At 31.3% G+C, this 20,534-nt stretch carries 19 protein-coding genes; 13 read left to right on the top strand and 6 right to left on the bottom strand.

Going from position 1 to position 20,534, the window contains the following annotated elements; genetic code table 11:
• Positions 1-138: 138 nt before the first annotated feature.
• The 3 genes from L3X37_RS11140 to L3X37_RS11150 form a co-directional block, all read right to left on the bottom strand.
• Positions 139-1,305, bottom strand: a complete 1,167-nt coding sequence (locus L3X37_RS11140) for a formimidoylglutamase (RefSeq protein ID WP_237240250.1) — start codon at positions 1,303-1,305, stop codon at positions 139-141.
• A 6-nt stretch (positions 1,306-1,311) separates the two neighbouring features.
• A complete protein-coding gene (topA, locus tag L3X37_RS11145; protein ID WP_237240251.1) occupies positions 1,312-3,798 on the bottom strand; it encodes a type I DNA topoisomerase in 2,487 nt (828 codons plus the stop codon).
• Between the two features lie 138 nt (positions 3,799-3,936).
• Positions 3,937-4,719: a hypothetical protein gene (locus tag L3X37_RS11150; protein ID WP_237240252.1), complete on the bottom strand. Its 783-nt coding sequence runs from the start codon at positions 4,717-4,719 to the stop codon at positions 3,937-3,939.
• A gap of 291 nt (positions 4,720-5,010) precedes the next feature.
• On the opposite strand from L3X37_RS11150, the gene miaB reads away from it, so the two are divergent.
• From miaB to groL, 9 genes are all read left to right on the top strand, one after another.
• Positions 5,011-6,459: a tRNA (N6-isopentenyl adenosine(37)-C2)-methylthiotransferase MiaB gene (miaB, locus tag L3X37_RS11155; protein ID WP_237240253.1), complete on the top strand. Its 1,449-nt coding sequence runs from the start codon at positions 5,011-5,013 to the stop codon at positions 6,457-6,459.
• Between the two features lie 2 nt (positions 6,460-6,461).
• The gene (locus L3X37_RS11160; RefSeq protein ID WP_237240254.1) at positions 6,462-7,730 is read left to right on the top strand and encodes a sigma-54 interaction domain-containing protein; all 1,269 of its coding nucleotides are present in this window, start codon (positions 6,462-6,464) and stop codon (positions 7,728-7,730) included.
• 49 nt (positions 7,731-7,779) lie between these two features.
• Entirely contained in the window at positions 7,780-8,286 is a 507-nt protein-coding gene (lptE, locus tag L3X37_RS11165; protein ID WP_237240255.1) for an LPS assembly lipoprotein LptE, read from the top strand.
• A gap of 165 nt (positions 8,287-8,451) precedes the next feature.
• Positions 8,452-9,387 carry a DUF8458 domain-containing protein gene (locus L3X37_RS11170; RefSeq protein WP_237240256.1) on the top strand — a complete coding sequence of 312 codons (936 nt, stop codon included), beginning with the start codon at positions 8,452-8,454 and terminating at the stop codon, positions 9,385-9,387.
• A complete protein-coding gene (secG, locus tag L3X37_RS11175; protein ID WP_237240257.1) occupies positions 9,387-9,749 on the top strand; it encodes a preprotein translocase subunit SecG in 363 nt (120 codons plus the stop codon). The genes L3X37_RS11170 and secG overlap by 1 nt, the downstream gene beginning before the upstream one ends.
• Positions 9,750-9,895: 146 nt before the next feature.
• The gene (locus L3X37_RS11180) at positions 9,896-10,171 is read left to right on the top strand and encodes a co-chaperone GroES (RefSeq protein ID WP_237240258.1); all 276 of its coding nucleotides are present in this window, start codon (positions 9,896-9,898) and stop codon (positions 10,169-10,171) included.
• Positions 10,172-10,205: 34 nt separating this feature from the next.
• Positions 10,206-10,478 carry a four helix bundle protein gene (locus L3X37_RS11185; protein ID WP_369409898.1) on the top strand — a complete coding sequence of 91 codons (273 nt, stop codon included), beginning with the start codon at positions 10,206-10,208 and terminating at the stop codon, positions 10,476-10,478.
• Positions 10,447-10,557: a hypothetical protein gene (locus L3X37_RS15455; protein WP_369409900.1), complete on the top strand. Its 111-nt coding sequence runs from the start codon at positions 10,447-10,449 to the stop codon at positions 10,555-10,557. Before L3X37_RS11185 ends, L3X37_RS15455 begins: the two co-directional genes overlap by 32 nt.
• A gap of 39 nt (positions 10,558-10,596) precedes the next feature.
• Positions 10,597-12,237 carry a chaperonin GroEL gene (gene groL / locus L3X37_RS11190; protein WP_237240259.1) on the top strand — a complete coding sequence of 547 codons (1,641 nt, stop codon included), beginning with the start codon at positions 10,597-10,599 and terminating at the stop codon, positions 12,235-12,237.
• A 98-nt stretch (positions 12,238-12,335) separates the two neighbouring features.
• Here groL and L3X37_RS11195 read toward each other — a convergent pair whose 3' ends face one another.
• A complete protein-coding gene (locus tag L3X37_RS11195; protein WP_237240260.1) occupies positions 12,336-13,346 on the bottom strand; it encodes a transglutaminase domain-containing protein in 1,011 nt (336 codons plus the stop codon).
• 40 nt (positions 13,347-13,386) lie between these two features.
• Positions 13,387-13,821, bottom strand: a complete 435-nt coding sequence (locus L3X37_RS11200; RefSeq protein ID WP_237240261.1) for a carboxypeptidase-like regulatory domain-containing protein — start codon at positions 13,819-13,821, stop codon at positions 13,387-13,389.
• A gap of 265 nt (positions 13,822-14,086) precedes the next feature.
• Here L3X37_RS11200 and L3X37_RS11205 point away from each other — a divergent pair, with 265 nt between their 5' ends.
• Positions 14,087-14,437: a dihydroorotase gene (locus L3X37_RS11205; protein WP_237240262.1), complete on the top strand. Its 351-nt coding sequence runs from the start codon at positions 14,087-14,089 to the stop codon at positions 14,435-14,437.
• Positions 14,438-14,883: 446 nt separating this feature from the next.
• Positions 14,884-15,822: a citrulline utilization hydrolase CtlX gene (ctlX, locus tag L3X37_RS11210; RefSeq protein ID WP_237240263.1), complete on the top strand. Its 939-nt coding sequence runs from the start codon at positions 14,884-14,886 to the stop codon at positions 15,820-15,822.
• 128 nt (positions 15,823-15,950) lie between these two features.
• Here the strand turns inward: ctlX and L3X37_RS11215 are convergent, their stop codons facing one another.
• The gene (locus tag L3X37_RS11215) at positions 15,951-18,026 is read right to left on the bottom strand and encodes a tetratricopeptide repeat-containing sensor histidine kinase (RefSeq protein ID WP_237240264.1); all 2,076 of its coding nucleotides are present in this window, start codon (positions 18,024-18,026) and stop codon (positions 15,951-15,953) included.
• Between the two features lie 376 nt (positions 18,027-18,402).
• Between L3X37_RS11215 and L3X37_RS11220 the strand changes: the two genes are divergently transcribed.
• A complete protein-coding gene (locus L3X37_RS11220; RefSeq protein ID WP_237240265.1) occupies positions 18,403-18,603 on the top strand; it encodes a hypothetical protein in 201 nt (66 codons plus the stop codon).
• Between the two features lie 131 nt (positions 18,604-18,734).
• Positions 18,735-20,519 (top strand): arginine--tRNA ligase, encoded by a 1,785-nt coding sequence (gene argS, locus L3X37_RS11225; RefSeq protein ID WP_237240266.1) that lies wholly within the window; start codon positions 18,735-18,737, stop codon positions 20,517-20,519.
• Positions 20,520-20,534 lie beyond the last annotated feature (15 nt).

Here is a 20,534-nt window from a genome sequence, read left to right on the forward strand (position 1 = left end):
TATTTAAGCTTTATTTTGAGAGCGTAAACATATTTATATATTTTTTAAAAAACAACTTTTTTTAGATAAAAATTACATTTCATCGTAAAAAAAATACATTTTACCGATGAAATAAGATCTTTAACCATACTTTGTCTATTAGACACAATTCTTCTGAAACGCTTTAAACCAGCGATCTGGTATCTTATTTTTACATGCGTCTAAATAATCTTGATGCATGCAAGGTAATAACGTATGTCTTTTTAATTTATTATTGACTTCTGATAAAAAAGGAATCTCAATCCACCATCTTCCTGTTTTTACACTCTTATAAAATACCAATTCTTGATTGTCTACTAAAGTAATGTATTTTTGATAGCTCTTTTCGTCTGTAAAATCATCATCTTTTACTCTAAAATTGACACCTTCAATAAAGTACCAAATCATTTGAGCTATTAGCATAGATGTTATTTCATCATCTTTTGATGGTTTATACTCGTAAATTCCAAATGACGACACTTTATTACTTATACCAGCATAACGTGCTATGGCACAAATTTCTTTACCGTCTAAACCATTTGGTGAGTACTTTTGATTTAAACTAACTTCTGATGCTTTTACCGAACTTAAATCAATACTCACAATATTGGCATCGCGCAAAACAGGTTCTACTAAAGTTATATCTTTTGAAACTTCTCCTAGCCTATAAGATTCAAAATAAAGTTTATTCATCAAATCTATTTCTTCTTGCGAATTAAAATAGGTTTGATGCCCAATAGCTGCATAATTAAAAAGATTATAAGGCTCATCTAAAATTATTTTCCCAACAAAACTGTTGTTTTTTATAGGTTTTGCAGAGTCGCCTAAATCAAACTTACTATCAACATTTACAATATTAACCATAGGTACTAAAGCATCGTAAGCTCTATAATTGGCATAGGTTAAATCTTGAGAGCCTCCTAATATAATAGGTATAATATTTTTTTTAACCAATATGCTAATAGCTTCTTTTAACGCAAAGTATGTGTCTTGAACACTTTCGCCTTTGTTAATATTACCTAAGTCTGCAACACTAGTATTCCAGCTACCTGGAAAAAGGGCATATAAAGATTTTCTAATTTCGTCAAGCTGAAACTCTTCGCCTATATAATTAATGTCGTTTCTATTTTCTAAAACTCCAAGGATAGCAATATTTACATCACCCAAATCTGGAATGCCGTTTTGTGCAGAATGAATTTTAAGTTTTCGGCCCAACGCTTGAGATGATAGCAACTCGTTATGTGCTAACACTAAATCTGAAACTGGAGAGAGGAAATTAAAATTCATGGTTTATTATTTCTTTTTTGCTGAGGCTTTTTTTCTAGTTTTCTTTTTAGGTGTTTTGGCTTCAATAAGTGCTTTAGCTTCTTCTAATGTCATATCAGATACATCGATTGTTTTTGCTAATTCTACTTTTATTTTACCTTTAATAACATGGTGTCTTCCCCAACGTGCTTTTTCAACACGTATACCTTCATCTTTCCAATTATGTATAACCTTATCTATTTCTTTTTGAATTTTAGTTTCAATCAATTCAACAATATCATCATCAGATAAATTATCCCAATCGTATTTTTTATTTACGTTAATAAACATATTATTCCATTTTATAAATGGTCCAAAACGCCCTTTACCTTTTTGCACAGGTAAATCTTTATACATATATATAGGAGCATCAGCCTTTTGTTTTTCTTTAATTAAAACAATAGCTTCATCCAACTCAACACTTAAAGGGTCAACACCTTTTGGTAACGATACAAATGATTTACCAAATTTTACGTATGGCCCGTATCTACCATTATTAACCACGACTGCTTCACCTTCAAAAGTTCCTAAGTCTTTTGGAAGTTGAAATAAATCCATGGCTTCCTCATAAGTTATTGTATTTAATTGTTGGTCTGGACTTAAACTTGCAAACTGAGGTTTTTCATCATCATCAACCGTCCCTATTTGCACCATTGGCCCAAACTTACCCAAACGTACACTAACTTGTTTTCCTGTTTTTGGATCTTTCCCTAAAATACGTTCACCAGACTCTCTTTCGGCATTTTCTTTTACATCTTCTACTTGTGGATGAAAATCTTTGTAGAATAATTTCATCATTTGTGTCCAATCTTCTTTTCCTTCAGCAATATCATCAAAATCTGCTTCAACTTTTGCAGTAAAATTATAATCTAAAATACTTTCAAAATGATTAACCAAAAAATCAGTTACAATCATTCCTATATCAGTTGGAACGAGTTTTCCTTTGTCTGAACCAACTTTTTCGGTTAAGGTTTTATCTTTTACAGTTCCATTCTCAAGTGTTAGCTGCGAGTAGTTACGCTCCTCGCCTTCAACAGTTCCCTTTTCAACATAGTTTCTATTTTGAATAGTGGAAATAGTTGGCGCGTAGGTTGACGGACGACCAATACCTAATTCTTCTAGCTTTTTAACAAGTGATGCTTCTGTAAATCTTGCAGGCGGACGAGTATAGCGTTCAGTTGCAGTAATATAATTATTAAGCAATGTTTCGTTGGTTTTCATTGCTGGCAACATACCTTCTTGCTCAACATCTTCATCATCAGTTCCCTCTAAATATACCTTTAAAAAACCATCAAAAGTAATAACTTCTCCATTGGCATTAAAAGTTTCGCTATGTGTTGAAGCACTAATTTTTACATTGGTGCGTTCCAACTCAGCTTCACTCATTTGTGAGGCGATTGAACGTTTCCAAATTAAATCGTAAAGTCTTGCTTGATCGTAATCAATATCAACTGAATGTGTTGCAAAATTGGTAGGACGAATGGCCTCGTGAGCTTCTTGAGCTCCTTTAGATTTACCTTTATAGTTTCTTGGTTTACTGTATTTATCCCCAAAAGCATTTTTAATTTCAGCCTCTGCTCCTTTTCTGGCTTCGTCTGATAAATTAACACTATCTGTTCTCATATAAGTAATTAAACCTGCTTCGTAAAGGCGTTGTGCCATTGTCATGGTTTTACTTACTGAAAAATATAATTTACGCGATGCTTCTTGTTGCAATGTTGATGTTGTAAATGGTGCCGCTGGTGATTTTTTTGCTGGCTTTTTTTGTAAGTCTGCAACTTTAAAATCTGCTAAAGCATTTTGTTCTAAAAATTTTTGAGCTTCCTCTTTTGTTGAAAAATTCTTAGGTAGTTTTGCCTTAAAAGTTTGTCCATCTCCGTTTGAAAATTCAGCATCAATCCTATACGAAGCAACAGGTTTAAAGTCTTGTATTTCGCGTTCTTTCTCTACAATTAATCGTACTGAAACTGATTGTACACGACCTGCCGATAAGCCACCTTTTACTTTTCTCCAAAGCACAGGAGACAACTCGTAACCTACAATTCTATCTAACACACGACGTGCTTGTTGTGCATCAACTAAATCGTAATCAATCCCTCTAGGGTTCTCTATAGCTTTTTGAATAGCTGTTTTAGTAATTTCGTGAAAAACAATACGTTTGGTTTTATCCTTATCTAACTTTAAAGCTTCGGCTAAATGCCACGCAATAGCTTCTCCCTCACGGTCTTCATCACTAGCTAACCAAACCATTTCTGCTTTTTTAGCTAATTCTTTAAGCTTTTTTACAACTGCTTTTTTATCTTTAGAAACTTCGTATTTTGGTTTAAAATCACCATCAACATTTACTCCCAATTCCTTTGAAGGTAAATCGGAAATATGCCCAAAGCTCGATTCTACTTTAAAATCTTTTCCTAAAAATTTTTCAATAGTTTTTGCTTTTGCTGGTGACTCAACAATTACTAAATTCTTTGCCATACTTGATTTTTTGAAGCTACAAATGTATATGAAAAAAAGTTTATCTGTAACTTTTTAAAGATAAACTGTGAACATTTTAAATAAAAAAACCTGTTTTTAACATTTTAAAAACAGGTTTTTTGTGTTGTATTATATACTTTATTCAGTAGAAGTTCCTATTTCTTCAATAGCACTTGTTTCTTCAAAACCAACAACTTTTTTATAAATTAAATATGTTGGATGATACATAAAAGGTCTTAAAAACAACCATCCTATACTACAAGTGATAAAACCAAGAACTAAGTAACATAAAAAACTAACAATTAATAAACCTAGTCCAATTAACCATTTCTTAGTTCCTAACTTAAAACTAGCTTTAACAATATCACTTACACCTAATTCTTCATTAAAAGCAAAAATAGGTGCAAAAAACGAAAGTGGTACAAGGGTATATAATAAAGGAAGATAACATAATAGAGCTGAAGGAATTAATATTACATATGCTATTAACATTAATATAAAAATTTTACTTAAATATTTACTTTTAACAAAATAAAAGAAATCTGAAGTTGCTACTTCTTGACCATAATCTAACTTCTTCATTATTCTAAAAAAAGCAGCATACAAAGCTGATGTTATTGTACCCAAAACAAAAATTCCAACAATTACAAAAACTATATACAAAACAGACATACCTGCAAAAAAACCGTTAAATGCTTCTGGATCAATCTCACCATTATTTTGTTGAGCAATAATAAGTGTAAATAATGGTGCGTATAAAGCAATTATTAAAGGAAATGTTACAATTAAGGTAAATAACCAAAGCAAAAAACCTTGTAACCAAGTCTTTTTAAATAGTTCGATAGATTCACTAAAAATAGTTCCGAAATCTAATTCTTTGGCACGTTCTATTTTTTCTAATAAACTGGAAATTGTATTCATGTTCTATATTATTGGTTAGTATAATTATTCAAAGTAAATGTTTTCTAACAGATTTAACAAAATTTATCTTGTTTTTAAAAGTTCAATAAAACAAGAAATTATAAATTAATTAAAGCTCATTGTATATTTTAATTCGAGTTGTAAATTGTCTATTAGCTTCTATTTTATAGTCATTAATAATGCAAATTTGTTACAAAAAAACAAAACATTAACCTGACATTGTGTCATAAAATCTAAATAAATAGTATCTTTGTACACTTATTGACTACTATACTATGGTTTAAGTATATTATGGAGAAAGTTATAGACGAAAGTAAACAAGGGCAATCCTTGGTTTTAAAACATAAAAAAGAAAATACACGCAAACTTTTTATTGAAAGTTATGGGTGTGCTATGAATTTTAGTGATAGCGAAATTGTGGCTTCTATTTTAACAAACGAAGGTTTTAATACAACTCAAAAACTAGAAGAAGCCGATTTAATTTTAGTAAACACCTGCTCCATTCGAGATAAGGCAGAACAAACCGTACGTAAACGTTTAGAAAAATACAATGCTGTAAAACGCGACCATAATCCTAAAATGAAAGTAGGGGTTTTAGGCTGTATGGCTGAGCGATTAAAGACAAAATTTTTAGAGGAAGAAAAAATTGTTGATTTAGTTGTTGGGCCAGATGCATACAAAGATTTACCAAATCTATTAGCCGAAGTTGATGAAGGTAGAGATGCCATAAACGTTATCCTATCTAAAGAAGAAACTTATGGCGATGTTTCGCCTGTACGTTTAAACACCAATGGCGTAACAGCTTTTGTATCAATTACTCGTGGTTGCGATAATATGTGCACCTTTTGTGTGGTACCCTTTACTCGTGGTAGAGAACGTAGTCGAGACCCACAAAGCATCATTGAAGAAATTAACGATTTATGGAGCAAAGGTTATAAAGAAATTACGCTACTTGGGCAAAATGTAGATAGCTACCTTTGGTATGGTGGCGGACTAAAAAAAGATTTTGTTAAAGCTAGCGACATACAAAAAGCAACCGCTGTAAATTTTGCCAATTTATTAGAATTGTGTGCCAAAACACAACCTAAAATGCGAATTCGATTTTCAACATCAAATCCACAAGATTTAACTTTAGATGTTGTTGAAACCATGGCGAAATACCATAACATTTGTAATCATATTCATTTACCAGTACAAAGTGGAAGCGACCGTATTTTAAAAGCTATGAATCGTTTACACACACGTGAAGAATATATAGAATTGATTAACAACATTCGCGAAATTATTCCAGATTGTGCTATTAGTCAGGATATGATTGTTGGTTTTCCAACAGAAACCGAAGACGATTTTCGAGATACCGTGTCGTTAATGAAATACGTTAAATACCATTTTGGATACATGTTTACCTATTCTGAACGCCCAGGAACTATGGCAGGACGAAATATGGAAGATGATATTCCTGAAGCCACAAAAAAAAGACGACTGGCAGAAATTGTAGCATTACAACAAGAACATAGCGGCATTAGAACCAAAGAACACTTAAATACGGTTGTTGAAGTTTTAATTGAAAAAGAATCTAAAAAATCTGACACACATTGGTCTGGACGAACATCGCAAAACATTGTATGTGTGTTCCCAAAAGAAAATTACAATATAGGTAATTTAGTAAATGTAAAAACAACTAATTGTACAACTGCAACACTAATTGGAGAAGCCGTTGGATTATCAAAGAATAATTAATTATGGAATCGGTTCAAGCAATAAAACAACGTTTTGGTATTATTGGTAATACACCAGCACTAAATCGCGCTATAGAAAAAGCAATTCAGGTAGCACCAACAGATATTTCGGTTTTAGTAACAGGAGAGTCTGGAGTTGGTAAAGAAAGTATTCCTAAAATAATACATCAATTATCTCATAGAAAACACAACAAATATATAGCTGTAAACTGTGGAGCTATTCCAGAAGGAACCATTGACAGTGAACTTTTTGGGCACGAAAAAGGGGCATTTACAGGTGCAACACAAACACGTTCTGGTTATTTTGAAGTTGCCGATGGCGGTACTATTTTTTTAGATGAAGTTGGCGAGTTACCTTTAACCACTCAAGTTCGCTTATTACGTGTTTTAGAAAATGGCGAGTTTATTAAGGTAGGCTCTAGTAAAGTGCAAAAAACAGATGTGCGTATAGTAGCAGCAACTAACGCTAACATGTTTCAATCTATTGAAAAAGAAAAGTTTCGTGAAGATTTATATTATAGGCTAAGTACGGTAGATATTCATTTACCACCACTTCGCGAACGACAAGACGATATTCATTTATTGTTCAGAAAATTTGCAAGCGATTTTGCTTTAAAATATAAAATGCCAACGGTTAAATTAACCGACAATGCCATACAAGCATTACTAAAACATAGATGGAGCGGAAACATTAGACAGTTACGAAACATTGCTGAACAAGTTTCGGTTTTAGAACAAAATAGAACGATTTCTGCTGAAACATTACGAGGCTACTTACCAACATCGGGCAGCAATTTACCAGCTGTTATTAAAACATCTAAAGCAGAAAGTGATTTTAGTAGTGAGCGTGAAATTTTATACAAAGTGCTTTTTGATATGAAAAGCGATTTGAATGATTTAAAAAAGCTAACTATGGAACTAATGAAAAATGGCAACATAAAAGATGTTGAAAAAGATCATGAAAGCTTAATTCAAAAAATTTATGGTGAAAATGAAAAAGATGAAACCAATTATGAAGACACTTTAGCAGAAACCAAAGTAATCTCAATTCCTGAGCATTCTAATTCGCATGACGAAAAAAATGATGCCCAAGACAAATATCATTTTGCTGAAGAGATTGAAGAAGAAGAAACACTATCGCTACATGATAAAGAATTAGAATTAATAAAAAAATCGCTTGAACGTCATCAAGGAAAACGTAAATTAGCAGCTGCCGAATTAGGCATCAGCGAACGCACACTATACAGAAAGATTAAACAATATGATTTATAGCAAATCGTTAATATAAAAAACTTATCTTTCTTATAACTTTATGAAACTAATGAAATATTTAAAGTACGCCTTATTAGTATTAACAATTGCAACATTTCAATCTTGCGGCATATATGGATTTACTCAACCAAGTTCCATAAAAGCTGAAACCTTTCAAGTCAATCGTATAGAAAACAGCGCCCTATTGTTTGAACCTGGTTTAGATCAAGATTTTCAAAGAGCATTACAAGATAAAATACTAGATCAAACCAATTACAAACTAGAAACCTCTAATGCAGATTTGATTTACGAGGGAGAAATTACCACCTATAGAATTTCCCCAACTACAGCAACATCAGACAACAGAGCAGCACAAAATAGACTAACAATTGGTGTGAAAATTAGTTTTTATAACACTAATAACGAAGAAGATAATGAAGAAGGAAAAAGCTTTACATTTTTTTATGATTATCCTGGAAGCGCACAACTTGTTGGTGGACAAAAAGCAACCGCTCATGAAGAAATTTTTGATCGATTAACTCAAGACATTATTAATGCGACTTTAGCTAAATGGTAGCTTCGAGAACCTCAGCTACCATTAGATAACACAAACAGTCTATTGGTGGCTGATGCTCTCGAAATTACCTTATAAAAAAGAATTAAAAAAATTAAAAAAATCATTTCGAGAAAGAAACCAGAAATGTAATAAAATATTAAATAATTAAATTTGGCTTAGCCAACAATGAATAGTACAGATTTTATATATATTCTTCAAAACCCTCAAGCCATAACACATGAGCAAACTCAGGCTGTAAAATCTATTATTGATGAGTTTCCATATTTTCAATCGGCACGCGCAGTATACCTTAAAGGCTTAAAAGACCAAAGTAGTTTTAAATACAATCAAGAACTTAAAACCACTGCAGCTTATACAACAGATAGAAGTATTTTATTTGATTTTATAACATCTAAAGACTTTATTCAAAATGAAATATCTCAGTTTATAAAACAAAATACCGCCCATTTAAAAAATATTGATGTTACGATTGAAGATATTTCAGTACATAAAAGTGTCGCCATTGATGAAGCATTAAAACAACAAATCAAAGATACCGATGGCGTTTTAGACCCTACCTTGTTTCAACCCAAAGAAGCACGTCCGGTAAAAGCTTTTGTTTTAGATGAATCTGAACGCATTGAAACCGTTACCAAAGACACTAAAACCCAAGAAGCATCAGCTAAAGACATACTTAACTTAGGTAAACCACTTCAATTTGATAAAAGAGAAACCCATTCGTTTAACGAGTGGCTAAAACTTACCCGTTTTAAACCAATAAAAAGGGAAGAAAAGTCTGCTAAAAAAGAAAAAAAAGTAGTTTCAGAACATAGCGAGAAAGCCAAAAAGTTTGAATTAATAAATAAATTTATTTCTGAAAACCCAAAAATTAAACCATCAAAAACGACATCATCAAAAGGCAATCTTGCAAAGGCACAAATGATACAACCTGAAGCTTTAATGACCGAGACTTTAGCCCGTATTTATGTTGAACAAAAAAACTATAAAAAAGCCATTCAATCTTATAAAATTTTAAGTTTGAAATATCCAGAAAAAAGTGGTTTCTTTGCAAACCAAATTAAAGCAGTAGAACAATTACAAGAACAAAACAATAAAGCATAATGAGTACGTTTTCAATATTTTTAGCATTAATCGTAGTTGTAGCATTTTTACTAGTAGTAGTAGTTATGGTACAAAACCCTAAAGGAGGCGGATTATCTTCTTCTTTTGGCGGTGGTGGCACACAACAATTAGGTGGTGTAAAAAAGACAACCGACTTTTTAGATAAAAGCACATGGGCTTTAGCAACATTGCTATTAGTTTTAATATTATTATCGAATGTAGCAATTAATACAGGTGATGGAACTGTAGACTCTAAAGCATTAGACCCTAATGCAACAACTACCCAACCTTTACCATCTACAACACCATTACCAACAACAACTAATGAGGCCGCAACAACGACAAGCGACTCATTACAATAATTTTATGTCATACTATAAAAAATGCCAACTCATACAGTTGGCATTTTTTGTTACTGTAAGTTTGTCAGTAAAAAAGTATTGGCACATTTTTAGCATAACACTTTAGTGTTAACATAATTTAATTAATTAAAAAAATAAAATCAGAGATGAGCTTAAACATTAAACCATTAGCAGACAGAGTTGTTATAGAACCTGCTGCTGCTGAAACTAAAACAGCTTCTGGAATTATTATTCCAGATAACGCTAAAGAAAAACCGCAAAAAGGAAAAGTTGTTGCTGCTGGAAAAGGCACCAAAGACGAACCTATAACTGTAAAAGTTGGCGATACCGTTTTATATGGCAAATATGCTGGAACGGAGCTTAAACTTGAAGGAAAAGATTATTTAATCATGCGCGAAAGCGATATACTGGCAATTATTTAAATGGCTTCAAGCAATATACCTTAAGCTTTAAGCAATGAGAAACTTCAAAAAATATGATATTTGGAAATTAAGTCATGTATTTACACTTAAAATATATGAGTTAACTAATTCTTTCCCTAAAGGGGAGGTTTATGGAATAATTTCACAAATTCGTAGAGCATCTTCTTCAATACCAACAAACATAAGTGAAGGTTCTGGAAGAGATAGTGATGCTGAGTTTAATCGCTTTTTTAACAATAGCTTTAGGTTCTGCCTCAGAAGTCGAATATCTTATAATTCTTTCCAGAGATTTAGATTTTATAAATGAAAAATCTTTTTTAGAATTAAACAATGATATAAACACTATTAAACGAAAAATATATTCATTAAAACAAAAATTAAACTAACGCCTAAAGCATTAAGCTTATGGCATAAAGCATATTAAAATGGCAAAAGACATAAAATTTGATATCGAAGCACGAGATGGGTTAAAACGCGGTGTTGATGCATTAGCAAATGCAGTAAAAGTAACTTTAGGGCCTAAAGGGCGCAATGTAATAATAAGTAAAAGTTTTGGCGCACCACAAGTTACCAAAGATGGTGTTACAGTTGCTAAAGAAATAGAATTAGAAAATGCACACGAAAATATGGGTGCACAAATGGTAAAAGAAGTAGCAAGCAAAACCAATGACTTAGCTGGTGATGGTACAACAACTGCTACTGTATTAGCTCAAGCTATTGTAAAAGAAGGTTTAAAAAATGTTGCCTCTGGTGCTAATCCAATGGATTTAAAACGTGGTATTGATAAAGCTGTTGAAGCTATTACTGCTGATCTTGAAAAACAATCAAAACAAGTTGGTAATTCTTCTGAAAAAATAAAGCAAGTTGCTGCTATTTCAGCAAATAATGATGACACCATTGGTGAGTTAATTGCTACTGCTTTTGGTAAAGTTGGTAAAGAAGGAGTTATTACTGTTGAAGAGGCTAAAGGCATGGAAACCTATGTTGATGTTGTTGAAGGCATGCAATTCGATAGAGGTTACTTATCACCTTATTTTGTTACTGATGCTGATAAAATGATTGCCGATTTAGAAAATCCATACATCTTATTATTTGATAAAAAGATCTCTAACTTACAAGAAATCTTACCTATATTAGAACCTGTTGCACAATCTGGTCGCCCATTATTAATTATAGCTGAAGATGTTGACGGACAAGCATTAGCTACATTAGTAGTTAACAAATTACGTGGCGGACTTAAAATTGCCGCAGTTAAAGCACCTGGTTTTGGAGACAGACGTAAAGCCATGCTAGAAGATATTGCTATTTTAACAGGAGGAACTGTTATTTCTGAAGAAAGAGGATTTACTCTTGAAAACGCAGATTTAAGTATGTTAGGAACTGCTGAAACAGTAACGGTTGATAAAGACAATACAACTATTGTTAATGGATCTGGAAATGCTAAGGATATTAAGGCTAGAGTAAATCAAATTAAATCTCAAATTGAAACGACAACTAGCGATTACGATAAAGAGAAACTACAAGAACGTTTAGCTAAATTAGCTGGGGGTGTTGCGGTACTTTATGTTGGCGCTGCTAGCGAAGTTGAAATGAAAGAAAAGAAAGATCGTGTTGATGATGCTTTACATGCAACCAGAGCGGCTGTAGAAGAAGGTATTGTTGCCGGCGGTGGTGTAGCCCTAGTAAGAGCAAAAGCTGTTTTAGAAAAATTAACAACTGAAAATTTAGACGAAACTACTGGTGTTCAAATCGTTAATAACGCCATTGAATCTCCTTTACGTACTATTGTTGAAAATGCAGGTGGTGAAGGTTCAGTAGTAATAAACAAAGTTTTAGAAGGTAAAAAAGATTTTGGTTACGATGCAAAATCTGAACAATATGTAGATATGCTAAAAGCAGGTATTATCGACCCTAAAAAAGTAACACGTATAGCATTAGAAAATGCAGCATCTGTTGCTGGTATGATTTTAACTACCGAGTGTGCTTTAATTGACATTAAAGAAACTGAAGCTGCTGGCGGACACGGTCATGCTCCAATGGGTGGCGGTATGCCAGGAATGATGTAACTTTAAAAAACTTAGTTACCAAATGGCAAATCGCCATAAATAAATTTATTAAAAAAACGCTTCTCCTTATTTTAATTGGGATTGAAGCGTTTTTTTATTTAACTCTTTACCTTAAAAGTATAAGTTGAAATTAAATCTTTGTCAATATAAAAATGTACATCGTAAAACCCTCTATATTTAAAAGCATGGGTTAGCGTTAAGTAATTATTTTTAGTAGTAACAGAATTGGGAGATATGTTGCTACTATTACTTCCATTATCAATTAAAAATCTAACGTTTTTAACATCTACTGTATCTTTAAGCTTAAATTTAAAAGTAACTATTTCATTTTTTCTGATTACGTTGTGCATTTTTTCAGGCGCAATATGAGTATTCAAATTTGCATAAGCTTTCCCATAAATTATAGGAGATTCAATAAATGCTTCAAATGACGTTTCATTAGCATCATCTAAAAGCAACCATTTTTTGTTTGCAGGGAAATGATTTATAGCAAAAAGCCTTGGGTTTGCTAAAAAAAAACCATCGTTAAATTGAAACTCAAAATGAAACGTTGTTGGATTAGGAATACCACTTGCCCAAGTAGGGTCGCATAGATACCATTTACCGTCTAATTTAACCGCATTCCAAGAATGGTTTGGGGCATCTATTTTCTTAATATTTGTTGTACTTGTTTTTGCAAAACCATGTACAATTTCACATTTAATATTAGCTAAATCAGCAAGTTCTTTTACTAAATAAGCATAACCCGTACATATGGTTTTATTGTTTTTTACAAGTTTTTTTAATGTTGCCTTTCTAAATTTAGTATTCCAATTTTTAAGTTTAACACTATCATTTTTAAACCGTTGCCTTTTATACATGTTTTTTGAAAACATGCCATAATCATTAGCTATGTTACTGCAAACCCAAGTAAAAATAGCTCTAAACCGCTCAACATCAGTAGCTAAATTTAAGGTAAGGTTATGTGCTAATTCGGGTAAATTATTTAGCTTTTCATTTTTGTATTTCAAAGCTACTCTATCAGCCTTTTTAAAATCAATACCATCAAAATCTGAAATTTGGGCATATGAGTGAAATACAAAAATGAATAAAAATAAAAATCGTATCATTTTCATTTAAAAAAGGCTAAAATATAATTGAATTGTAAAACTAATTAGGGCGTTTAGATTTATAAGGCTTATTTGTATTTAAAGCGCCTACAAATTCAATTAAATCTTCAGACATCATTTGATTTATAAATGTTGTATCGTCTTTAATTTTAACCTCAACGGTATCATATCCTAAAAACGTTATAAGCAAAACGTCGTCTGTTTTTAAAGCCTTAGGAAATACAAACTCGCCTTTACTATTAGTCGTTGTACCAACATTAGAACCTTTTAAAGTAATACTAGCACTTTCCAATGGACCTTCTTCGTTTTTAATAACACCTTTAATTGTTCTCTCTTTTTGAGAAATTTCTGGCGAACTTGTTTTGTTTGCTTGCCCGTAAACAGGATTAAACATCACACTTACAACCATTAAAATAGTTACGTAACCTAAAGCACTTAGGACTTTTTTTGGAGTGAATTTTAATTGTGTTTTCATAATTATATATATTTTGTTTTCATCAAATCTATTATAAGAAAGATTAGCATGAAAGCTATATTGAGCGAATATGTGTTTTGAGTGAGTGAAGATAATAAATTTTAGACTGAACAACAACTAGTTGTTTAAAATACAACAGTTTAAGCTTAGCTAAAGCTACTATTATTTTTTACTATCTAATTAATACTTACTATAATTTAGCCTTGATAATTATTAATTTTATAATTATTTTTGATTAAAATTATAATCTATTAAACTTTTAGTCATGAAAAACAATATCTTATTTACACTTTTATTAGTTTTCTTTACAAGTTTAACTTATTCTCAAAATACAGACACAAAAGTTAATATTGGTGATTTATTTATTATTGGCGAAACCGATAATTACAAACATATTAACTTACCAAAACGTAACTTTATTATAAAACAAGGAGGCATTGCTAATTACGAAAGCATTAAAGGTAAAACAGTTGAAGTCACTTCAATTAAAGAGAAAAATGGAAATTTAATTGCTACTATTAAATTAGTATCTAAAAAGAAATTTTTTAACAGCCATAAATATGTTACAGTAAATATTAGTAAAGCTATTGATAATAAAGAATTAATAAGTCTGTAAAAATAATTTATAAATGATATGAGGTTGTCTTTAAGGTCATTGTAATTCAATTTACCAAGTTGAGCTTGTCGAAACTGATCTTAATTATAAGGGGTTAAAGTATTTCGACAGGCTCAATATGAAATAAAATTCACTTTTAAGATAGCTTGTTTTTTAAGCTCTTATTTGATTTAGGAGTTTGTTTAAGTTTTTATGCAATGCTTGTAGCGGAATTTCCTTAAGGAAGCATTCCGATTAGGATTGAGTTAATTCAATTGTGCCAAGTGTTTTAGTTTTTACTTTGAAAAAATTCTATCATTTTTAAACTTTGCTGTTAACCAATTTAGAGGTTTCTCCTTAACTTGAAAATCAGGCAGTCCCCTAATTTCTTCATAATTTATAACTTTTAAATCTTCTTTAATTATAATGTAAATTAATTATACTTTTACAACGATTTTATAAAATATATGCAACAAACTACAAATACTATATTAATGATTCGTCCTATAAATTTTAGGATGAATGAACAAACCGCTGTAAACAACTATTATCAAGAGCATATTGATAATGTTTTACCAGAAGCAATTAACATTAAAGCACAAAAAGAGTTTGATATCTATGTTGAGAAATTAAGGCAAATTGGTGTACATGTTGTTGTTGTAAACGACACAAAAGAGTTTGATACTCCAGACTCTGTTTTTCCTAATAACTGGATATCGTTTCATGAAAATGGTAATATTGGAGTGTATCCTATGTTTGCTGAAAATAGACGTTTTGAGAGACGTGATGATATTTTAGATAAATTAGAAGAAGAAGGTTTTATTATTAATCAAATAGTAGATTACACTAGTGCTGAAGAAGAAGATGTTTTTCTTGAAGGTACAGGAAGTGTAATTTTAGATCGAGTAAACCGAAAAGCTTATTGCTCATTATCGCCTCGTGCAGATGAGGATTTATTTATTGAATTTTGTGAGGATTTTGAATATACACCAGTAATTTTTACAGCAAACCAAACCGTTAATGGTAAACGAAAAGTGATTTACCACACCAACGTTATGATGTGCTTAGGTGAAACTTTTGCCGTAATTTGTTTAAATAGTATTGACAATAAAAAAGAACGCAAAAATGTTATTAAGCATTTAAAAGAAAACGGTAAAGAAATTGTTGATATTACCGAAAATCAAGTTGCTAATTTTGCTGGCAATATGTTACAAGTAAAGGGCACCAACGACGAATTGTATTTAATAATGAGTCAATCTGCATACGACTCGTTAACTGCATCTCAAATACAACGATTAGAAAAACACAGTAAAATACTATCGAGCTCGTTAGATACTATTGAAGTTTGTGGTGGCGGAAGTGCCCGTTGCATGATGGCGGAAGTGTTTTTGCCTAAAAAAAATTAGGCATATTATAGCTTTATATATTGTAGTGATAGCTTTTGGCGAGTCGCGCATGGAGCCAAAACCACAAGTGGAAACCTCGACTCGACCAAAGGAGAGTACTCCCAAAAATAAAATAATATTCTAAAATTTTATGGAGTCGACTTAGATTTTGGCAATTGCACAAAAAAAGTACTACCTACATTTGGCGTACTTTCTACCCAAATTTTACCTTTATTAAGCTCAATTAATTCTTTACAAATAGATAATCCTAAACCTGTGCCTTTTTCGTTATTAGTACCTAAAGTTGTATAGGTATTATTCTTGAAAAGCTTTTCGATGTTTTGTTTAGAAATACCTACACCAGTATCGGCAACACTAATAATACAACTACCATTACTGATATGATTCGAGATGGTTATAGTATCTCCATCTTTACTAAATTTTAAGGCGTTTGCCAGTAAATTTTGGATAACAATTTCGAACATACTTCTATCAGCATAAACAAAATCTCTCAACGATCGGTCTACAAGTGTTATCCCTTTGTTTTCCATGCGTTGTTCTATGAGCTTGACTTTGTCTTCAAAAACTTCTTGAACATCAAATAAGCTTGGTTTAGGCTCTAACGAATGCATTTGAGATTTAGACCAGTTTAACAAATTGAATAATAATAAAGATGCGCTATTGGCATTTTCGCTTAATTCGGGTATTAAGTTGTCGAATTCTTCACGCGAAAGCGAACCATCTTTTAGTAAATCTATAAAGCCATTAATAGAGGAAAGTGAATCTTTTAAATCGTGCGATACTATAGAGAACAATTTGTCTTTTACATTATTTACGCTTTCAAGATGTCTTGTTTGTTCTTGAAAAGCTTTGTTTTGCAATTCAATTTTTATATTTTTTTCTTCAAGCTCTTGAGTGTATTTTATACTACTATTCCTTTTTAAATAAATTAATATTAAAAAGGTTGATACTGTTGCTAATGCTGCCAATAATGCATAAAAAATAAGCTTAAACCTATCAGCTTTTTGCTTACTTTCTGTTTTAGAAACTTTATTAGTGGGTTCTAAATTGGTAGTGTTAGGCGATGTAATTTCTTTATCAAAATTGGGGTCTAATTCAAGTTTGGTAGCTTCATTAGCATTTAAATCTACATCTAAGTTATTTTTATTTAACTCATTATTTAATTCATAATATTCGCGCTGCCAAACAACAACTCTATCCCATCTTCTTTTAGTAGAATCTAAAGCTTTCATTAATTTATAATGCTTTAGTAATTCTTTTTTATTATCGAGTTCTTTTGCTATATCTCCAGCTTTTCTAAGTTGCTTTTCGGCTAAAATTAATCGTCTTTGTTGTAAATTTAAATCGCCTAGGTTATTTAACACCTTTAATAGGCTTGCCTTATCTTTACTTCTAATATTAATATTATAGCCTCTAACTAAATACTTTTTGGCTTGTTCGTAATCATTAAACTTAAGGTATTCACCTCCTAGCTTAGGATAAATAATGCCTTGAATTGAATCGTTATCAGAACCGGCGCTGTTTAATACTTTTTCGTAATATTCTATAGACTTTCTGTGCTCTTTTTTGGTAGAATACAGTTCTGCCAAAAAGCTGTTTGATTCATTTACGCCTTCAGTATCACCTAACTGCTCTTGAATTTCTAAAGCTTTAAGGTAATATTCAATAGCTTTATCAAAAGCATTAATATTATAATATGCTTTGGCTAAATTGCTGTATGATAGCTTAAGTTCATTGGTGTAATTACGCTTTTCCAACTCCTCAATAGCAGATAATGAGTATTGCAATCCTTTAGCATAATTACCACGTTTAATTTCTAGCAAGCCAATACTGTTATTAACTTTTGCAATACCAAGTGTATCTTTTAACTGACGAAACAGCGCTTTTGATTTTTCAAATTCACTAACAGCGTTTATATAATCATTTCGCTGGGCATAAATTAACGCTTTGTAATAGGTTATTTCGGCAATGCCTTTATGGTAATTAAGATTTATAGATAGTTTTTCGCTTTGGATAATGTGCTTAATAGCTCTATCAAAATCATTTATATCGTAAAGCAATTTTATAAGTTGAACTGAAGTATCTACTTTTAAACTATCTTGATCTTGATACGCCAATTGTAGGGAAAGACTATCTATCGCTTTGGTTTGAGCAAACCCAAAGCATATAGATAAAAATATAATTAACGTAATTATTTTCCTCATACAATATCTTAATTACACCAATAACAAAGCAATATGATATAAAGTTGCCTTATTTGAGGGAAATAAAGATTACTCTATTAAGCTGTAATATTTCTTAGTTTTTAATAGTTTTTCAATAGCTTTACCGAACAAAAGTTGTAAAAAGAGATGCATAAAGCTAATTTCTGCGTTTTAATACCAAAAAATTAGATGAAAAGAACACAAAAAAATTACGGCAAAATCGACGAATAGATTAACGGCAAAAAACATAGAAAAACGACACTTTTATCGACAAAATACATCTTGAGCTTTTTTGCTTTTTTAGTTTACTTTAAACCCATATAAAACTCAATACTAAAATATTTCTTATATTATAAAAAATTAAAACTCATCCATTATGAATAAAAATGCAAAAATGATTCTTATAATTCTTGGCATTGTACTAGTTGGTTACGGAATTTATACTTTAGTTGCTCCAGAAGCAGCAGTAAGTATTGGAGATTTTAGTGTTGAAGCTCAAGACAACACCAACTCTTACATAACTATTGTTTTAGGTTTAGCAGCAATTGCGCTAAGTTTTTTAGGAGGAAAAAAGTAACGGTTTTTTAAAATAATTAGCTTTAAGTTTAATTGCTTTAAAATGCGTTTAGACTTTTTGAATATTGGAATTAATTTAAACTTTATAAATTAATAAATATTCTATCTTTGCTCACTTAAAAGTTATTGTAAATGAGCCTTCAAAAGACGTTATCTAACCACGTAAAACAAGCCATACAAACAACATATAATATAGAAATTGATACTGTAGAATTTCAAGCTACCAGAAAAGAATTTGCTGGCGATATTACTGTTGTTATTTTTCCTATGTTACGCTTTATTAAAGGAAACCCAGTTCAAATAGGCGAAAACATTGGTAATTATTTAGTTAAACATGTAAATGATGTTAAAGCATTTAATGTTGTAAAAGGGTTTTTAAATATTGAAATTGATGATAATTACTTTATCAATTCCTTCAAGATTATAAATAGTAATAACAACTACGGATTTGTAAATTCTGATACTAGCGAAAAAGCCATAATGGTCGAGTATTCTTCTCCAAACACCAATAAACCACTGCATTTAGGACACATAAGAAACAATTTATTAGGTTATAGTGTTGCCGAAATTTTAAAAGCGTCGGGTAAAAAAGTATATAAAACGCAAATTATAAACGACAGAGGTATTCATATTTGTAAAAGTATGTTGGCTTGGAAACGTTTTGGCAATACCGAAACTCCAGAAAGCACAGGTTTAAAAGGCGATAAATTGGTTGGGAATTATTATGTAAAGTTTGACCAAGAATATAAAAAAGAAATTGAAAATCTAGTGTCTAATGGCAAAACTATTGAAGATGCTAAAAAGAATGCCCCAATTTTATTAGAAGCTCAAAATATGCTTTTAAAATGGGAGTCTGGCGACGAAGAAATTGTAGCCCTATGGGAAAAAATGAATGGCTGGGTTTATGATGGATTTGATGTAACCTATAAAAATTTAGGAGTAGATTTTGATACTTTATATTACGAAAGCAACACCTATTTACTAGGAAAAGAATTTGTTGATGAAGGATTAAAAACTGGTGTGTTTTTTAAAAAAGAAGACGGCTCGGTTTGGTGCGATTTAACCAATGAAGGTTTAGATGAAAAAATAGTACTTCGTGCCGATGGCACAGCGGTTTACATGACCCAAGATATTGGTACTGCTATACAGCGTATTAAAGATTTTCCAGATGTTGGCGGTATGGTTTACACCGTTGGTAACGAGCAAGATTATCATTTTCAGGTGTTGTTTTTAATACTAAAAAAATTAGGATTTGATTGGGCAAAAAACCTGTATCATTTAAGTTACGGAATGGTAGATTTACCTAGTGGAAAAATGAAAAGCAGAGAAGGAACTGTTGTTGATGCCGACGATTTAATTGAAGATATGGCTAAAACTGCTGGAGAAATTTCAGAAGAATTAGGAAAACTTGATGGTTATTCTGATGCTGAAAAACAAGCGCTTTATAAAACCATTGGTTTAGGCGCTTTAAAATATTACATTTTAAAAGTCGATCCTAAAAAGCGTATTTTATTCGACCCAAAAGAATCTATCGATTTTCAAGGCAATACAGGGCCATTTATCCAATACACTTATGCTCGAATTCAATCTATAATAAGAAAAACTCATTTCGATTATAAGACTGTATTAAGTGAAGTTGAAATAATTTTACATCCCAAAGAAAAAGAACTCATTAAACAACTGCAGTTATTTCCCGAAATTATTCAAAATGCAGCAATACAACATAGTCCTGCCATAATTGCAAATTATACTTATGAGCTGGTTAAAGCTTTTAATTCATTCTATCAAAATGTATCCATTTTAGGTGCAGATAATGAGTCTGATAAAATATTTAGAGTTCAACTTTCAAATAAGGTCGCTTTAACCATTAAAAACGCTTTTAGTATTTTAGGCATTCAAGTTCCAGAGAGGATGTAATTTGCTATAAGAAAA

This window comes from Wocania arenilitoris (assembly GCF_021728535.1).
Lineage (GTDB): Bacteria > Bacteroidota > Bacteroidia > Flavobacteriales > Flavobacteriaceae > Wocania_A > Wocania_A arenilitoris.

Coding starts and splice junctions, on each gene's coding strand:
- L3X37_RS11220 (WP_237240265.1), top strand. CDS start 18,403: ATGAATAAAAATGCAAAAATGATTCTTATAATTCTTGGCATTGTACTA.
- miaB (WP_237240253.1), top strand. CDS start 5,011: ATGGAGAAAGTTATAGACGAAAGTAAACAAGGGCAATCCTTGGTTTTA.
- L3X37_RS11140 (WP_237240250.1), bottom strand. CDS start 1,305: ATGAATTTTAATTTCCTCTCTCCAGTTTCAGATTTAGTGTTAGCACAT.
- ctlX (WP_237240263.1), top strand. CDS start 14,884: ATGCAACAAACTACAAATACTATATTAATGATTCGTCCTATAAATTTT.
- topA (WP_237240251.1), bottom strand. CDS start 3,798: ATGGCAAAGAATTTAGTAATTGTTGAGTCACCAGCAAAAGCAAAAACT.
- L3X37_RS11170 (WP_237240256.1), top strand. CDS start 8,452: ATGAATAGTACAGATTTTATATATATTCTTCAAAACCCTCAAGCCATA.
- L3X37_RS11200 (WP_237240261.1), bottom strand. CDS start 13,821: ATGAAAACACAATTAAAATTCACTCCAAAAAAAGTCCTAAGTGCTTTA.
- L3X37_RS11195 (WP_237240260.1), bottom strand. CDS start 13,346: ATGATACGATTTTTATTTTTATTCATTTTTGTATTTCACTCATATGCC.
- L3X37_RS11215 (WP_237240264.1), bottom strand. CDS start 18,026: ATGAGGAAAATAATTACGTTAATTATATTTTTATCTATATGCTTTGGG.
- L3X37_RS11150 (WP_237240252.1), bottom strand. CDS start 4,719: ATGAATACAATTTCCAGTTTATTAGAAAAAATAGAACGTGCCAAAGAA.
- L3X37_RS11205 (WP_237240262.1), top strand. CDS start 14,087: ATGAAAAACAATATCTTATTTACACTTTTATTAGTTTTCTTTACAAGT.
- argS (WP_237240266.1), top strand. CDS start 18,735: ATGAGCCTTCAAAAGACGTTATCTAACCACGTAAAACAAGCCATACAA.
- L3X37_RS11180 (WP_237240258.1), top strand. CDS start 9,896: ATGAGCTTAAACATTAAACCATTAGCAGACAGAGTTGTTATAGAACCT.
- secG (WP_237240257.1), top strand. CDS start 9,387: ATGAGTACGTTTTCAATATTTTTAGCATTAATCGTAGTTGTAGCATTT.
- L3X37_RS11160 (WP_237240254.1), top strand. CDS start 6,462: ATGGAATCGGTTCAAGCAATAAAACAACGTTTTGGTATTATTGGTAAT.
- lptE (WP_237240255.1), top strand. CDS start 7,780: ATGAAATATTTAAAGTACGCCTTATTAGTATTAACAATTGCAACATTT.
- groL (WP_237240259.1), top strand. CDS start 10,597: ATGGCAAAAGACATAAAATTTGATATCGAAGCACGAGATGGGTTAAAA.
- L3X37_RS11185 (WP_369409898.1), top strand. CDS start 10,206: ATGAGAAACTTCAAAAAATATGATATTTGGAAATTAAGTCATGTATTT.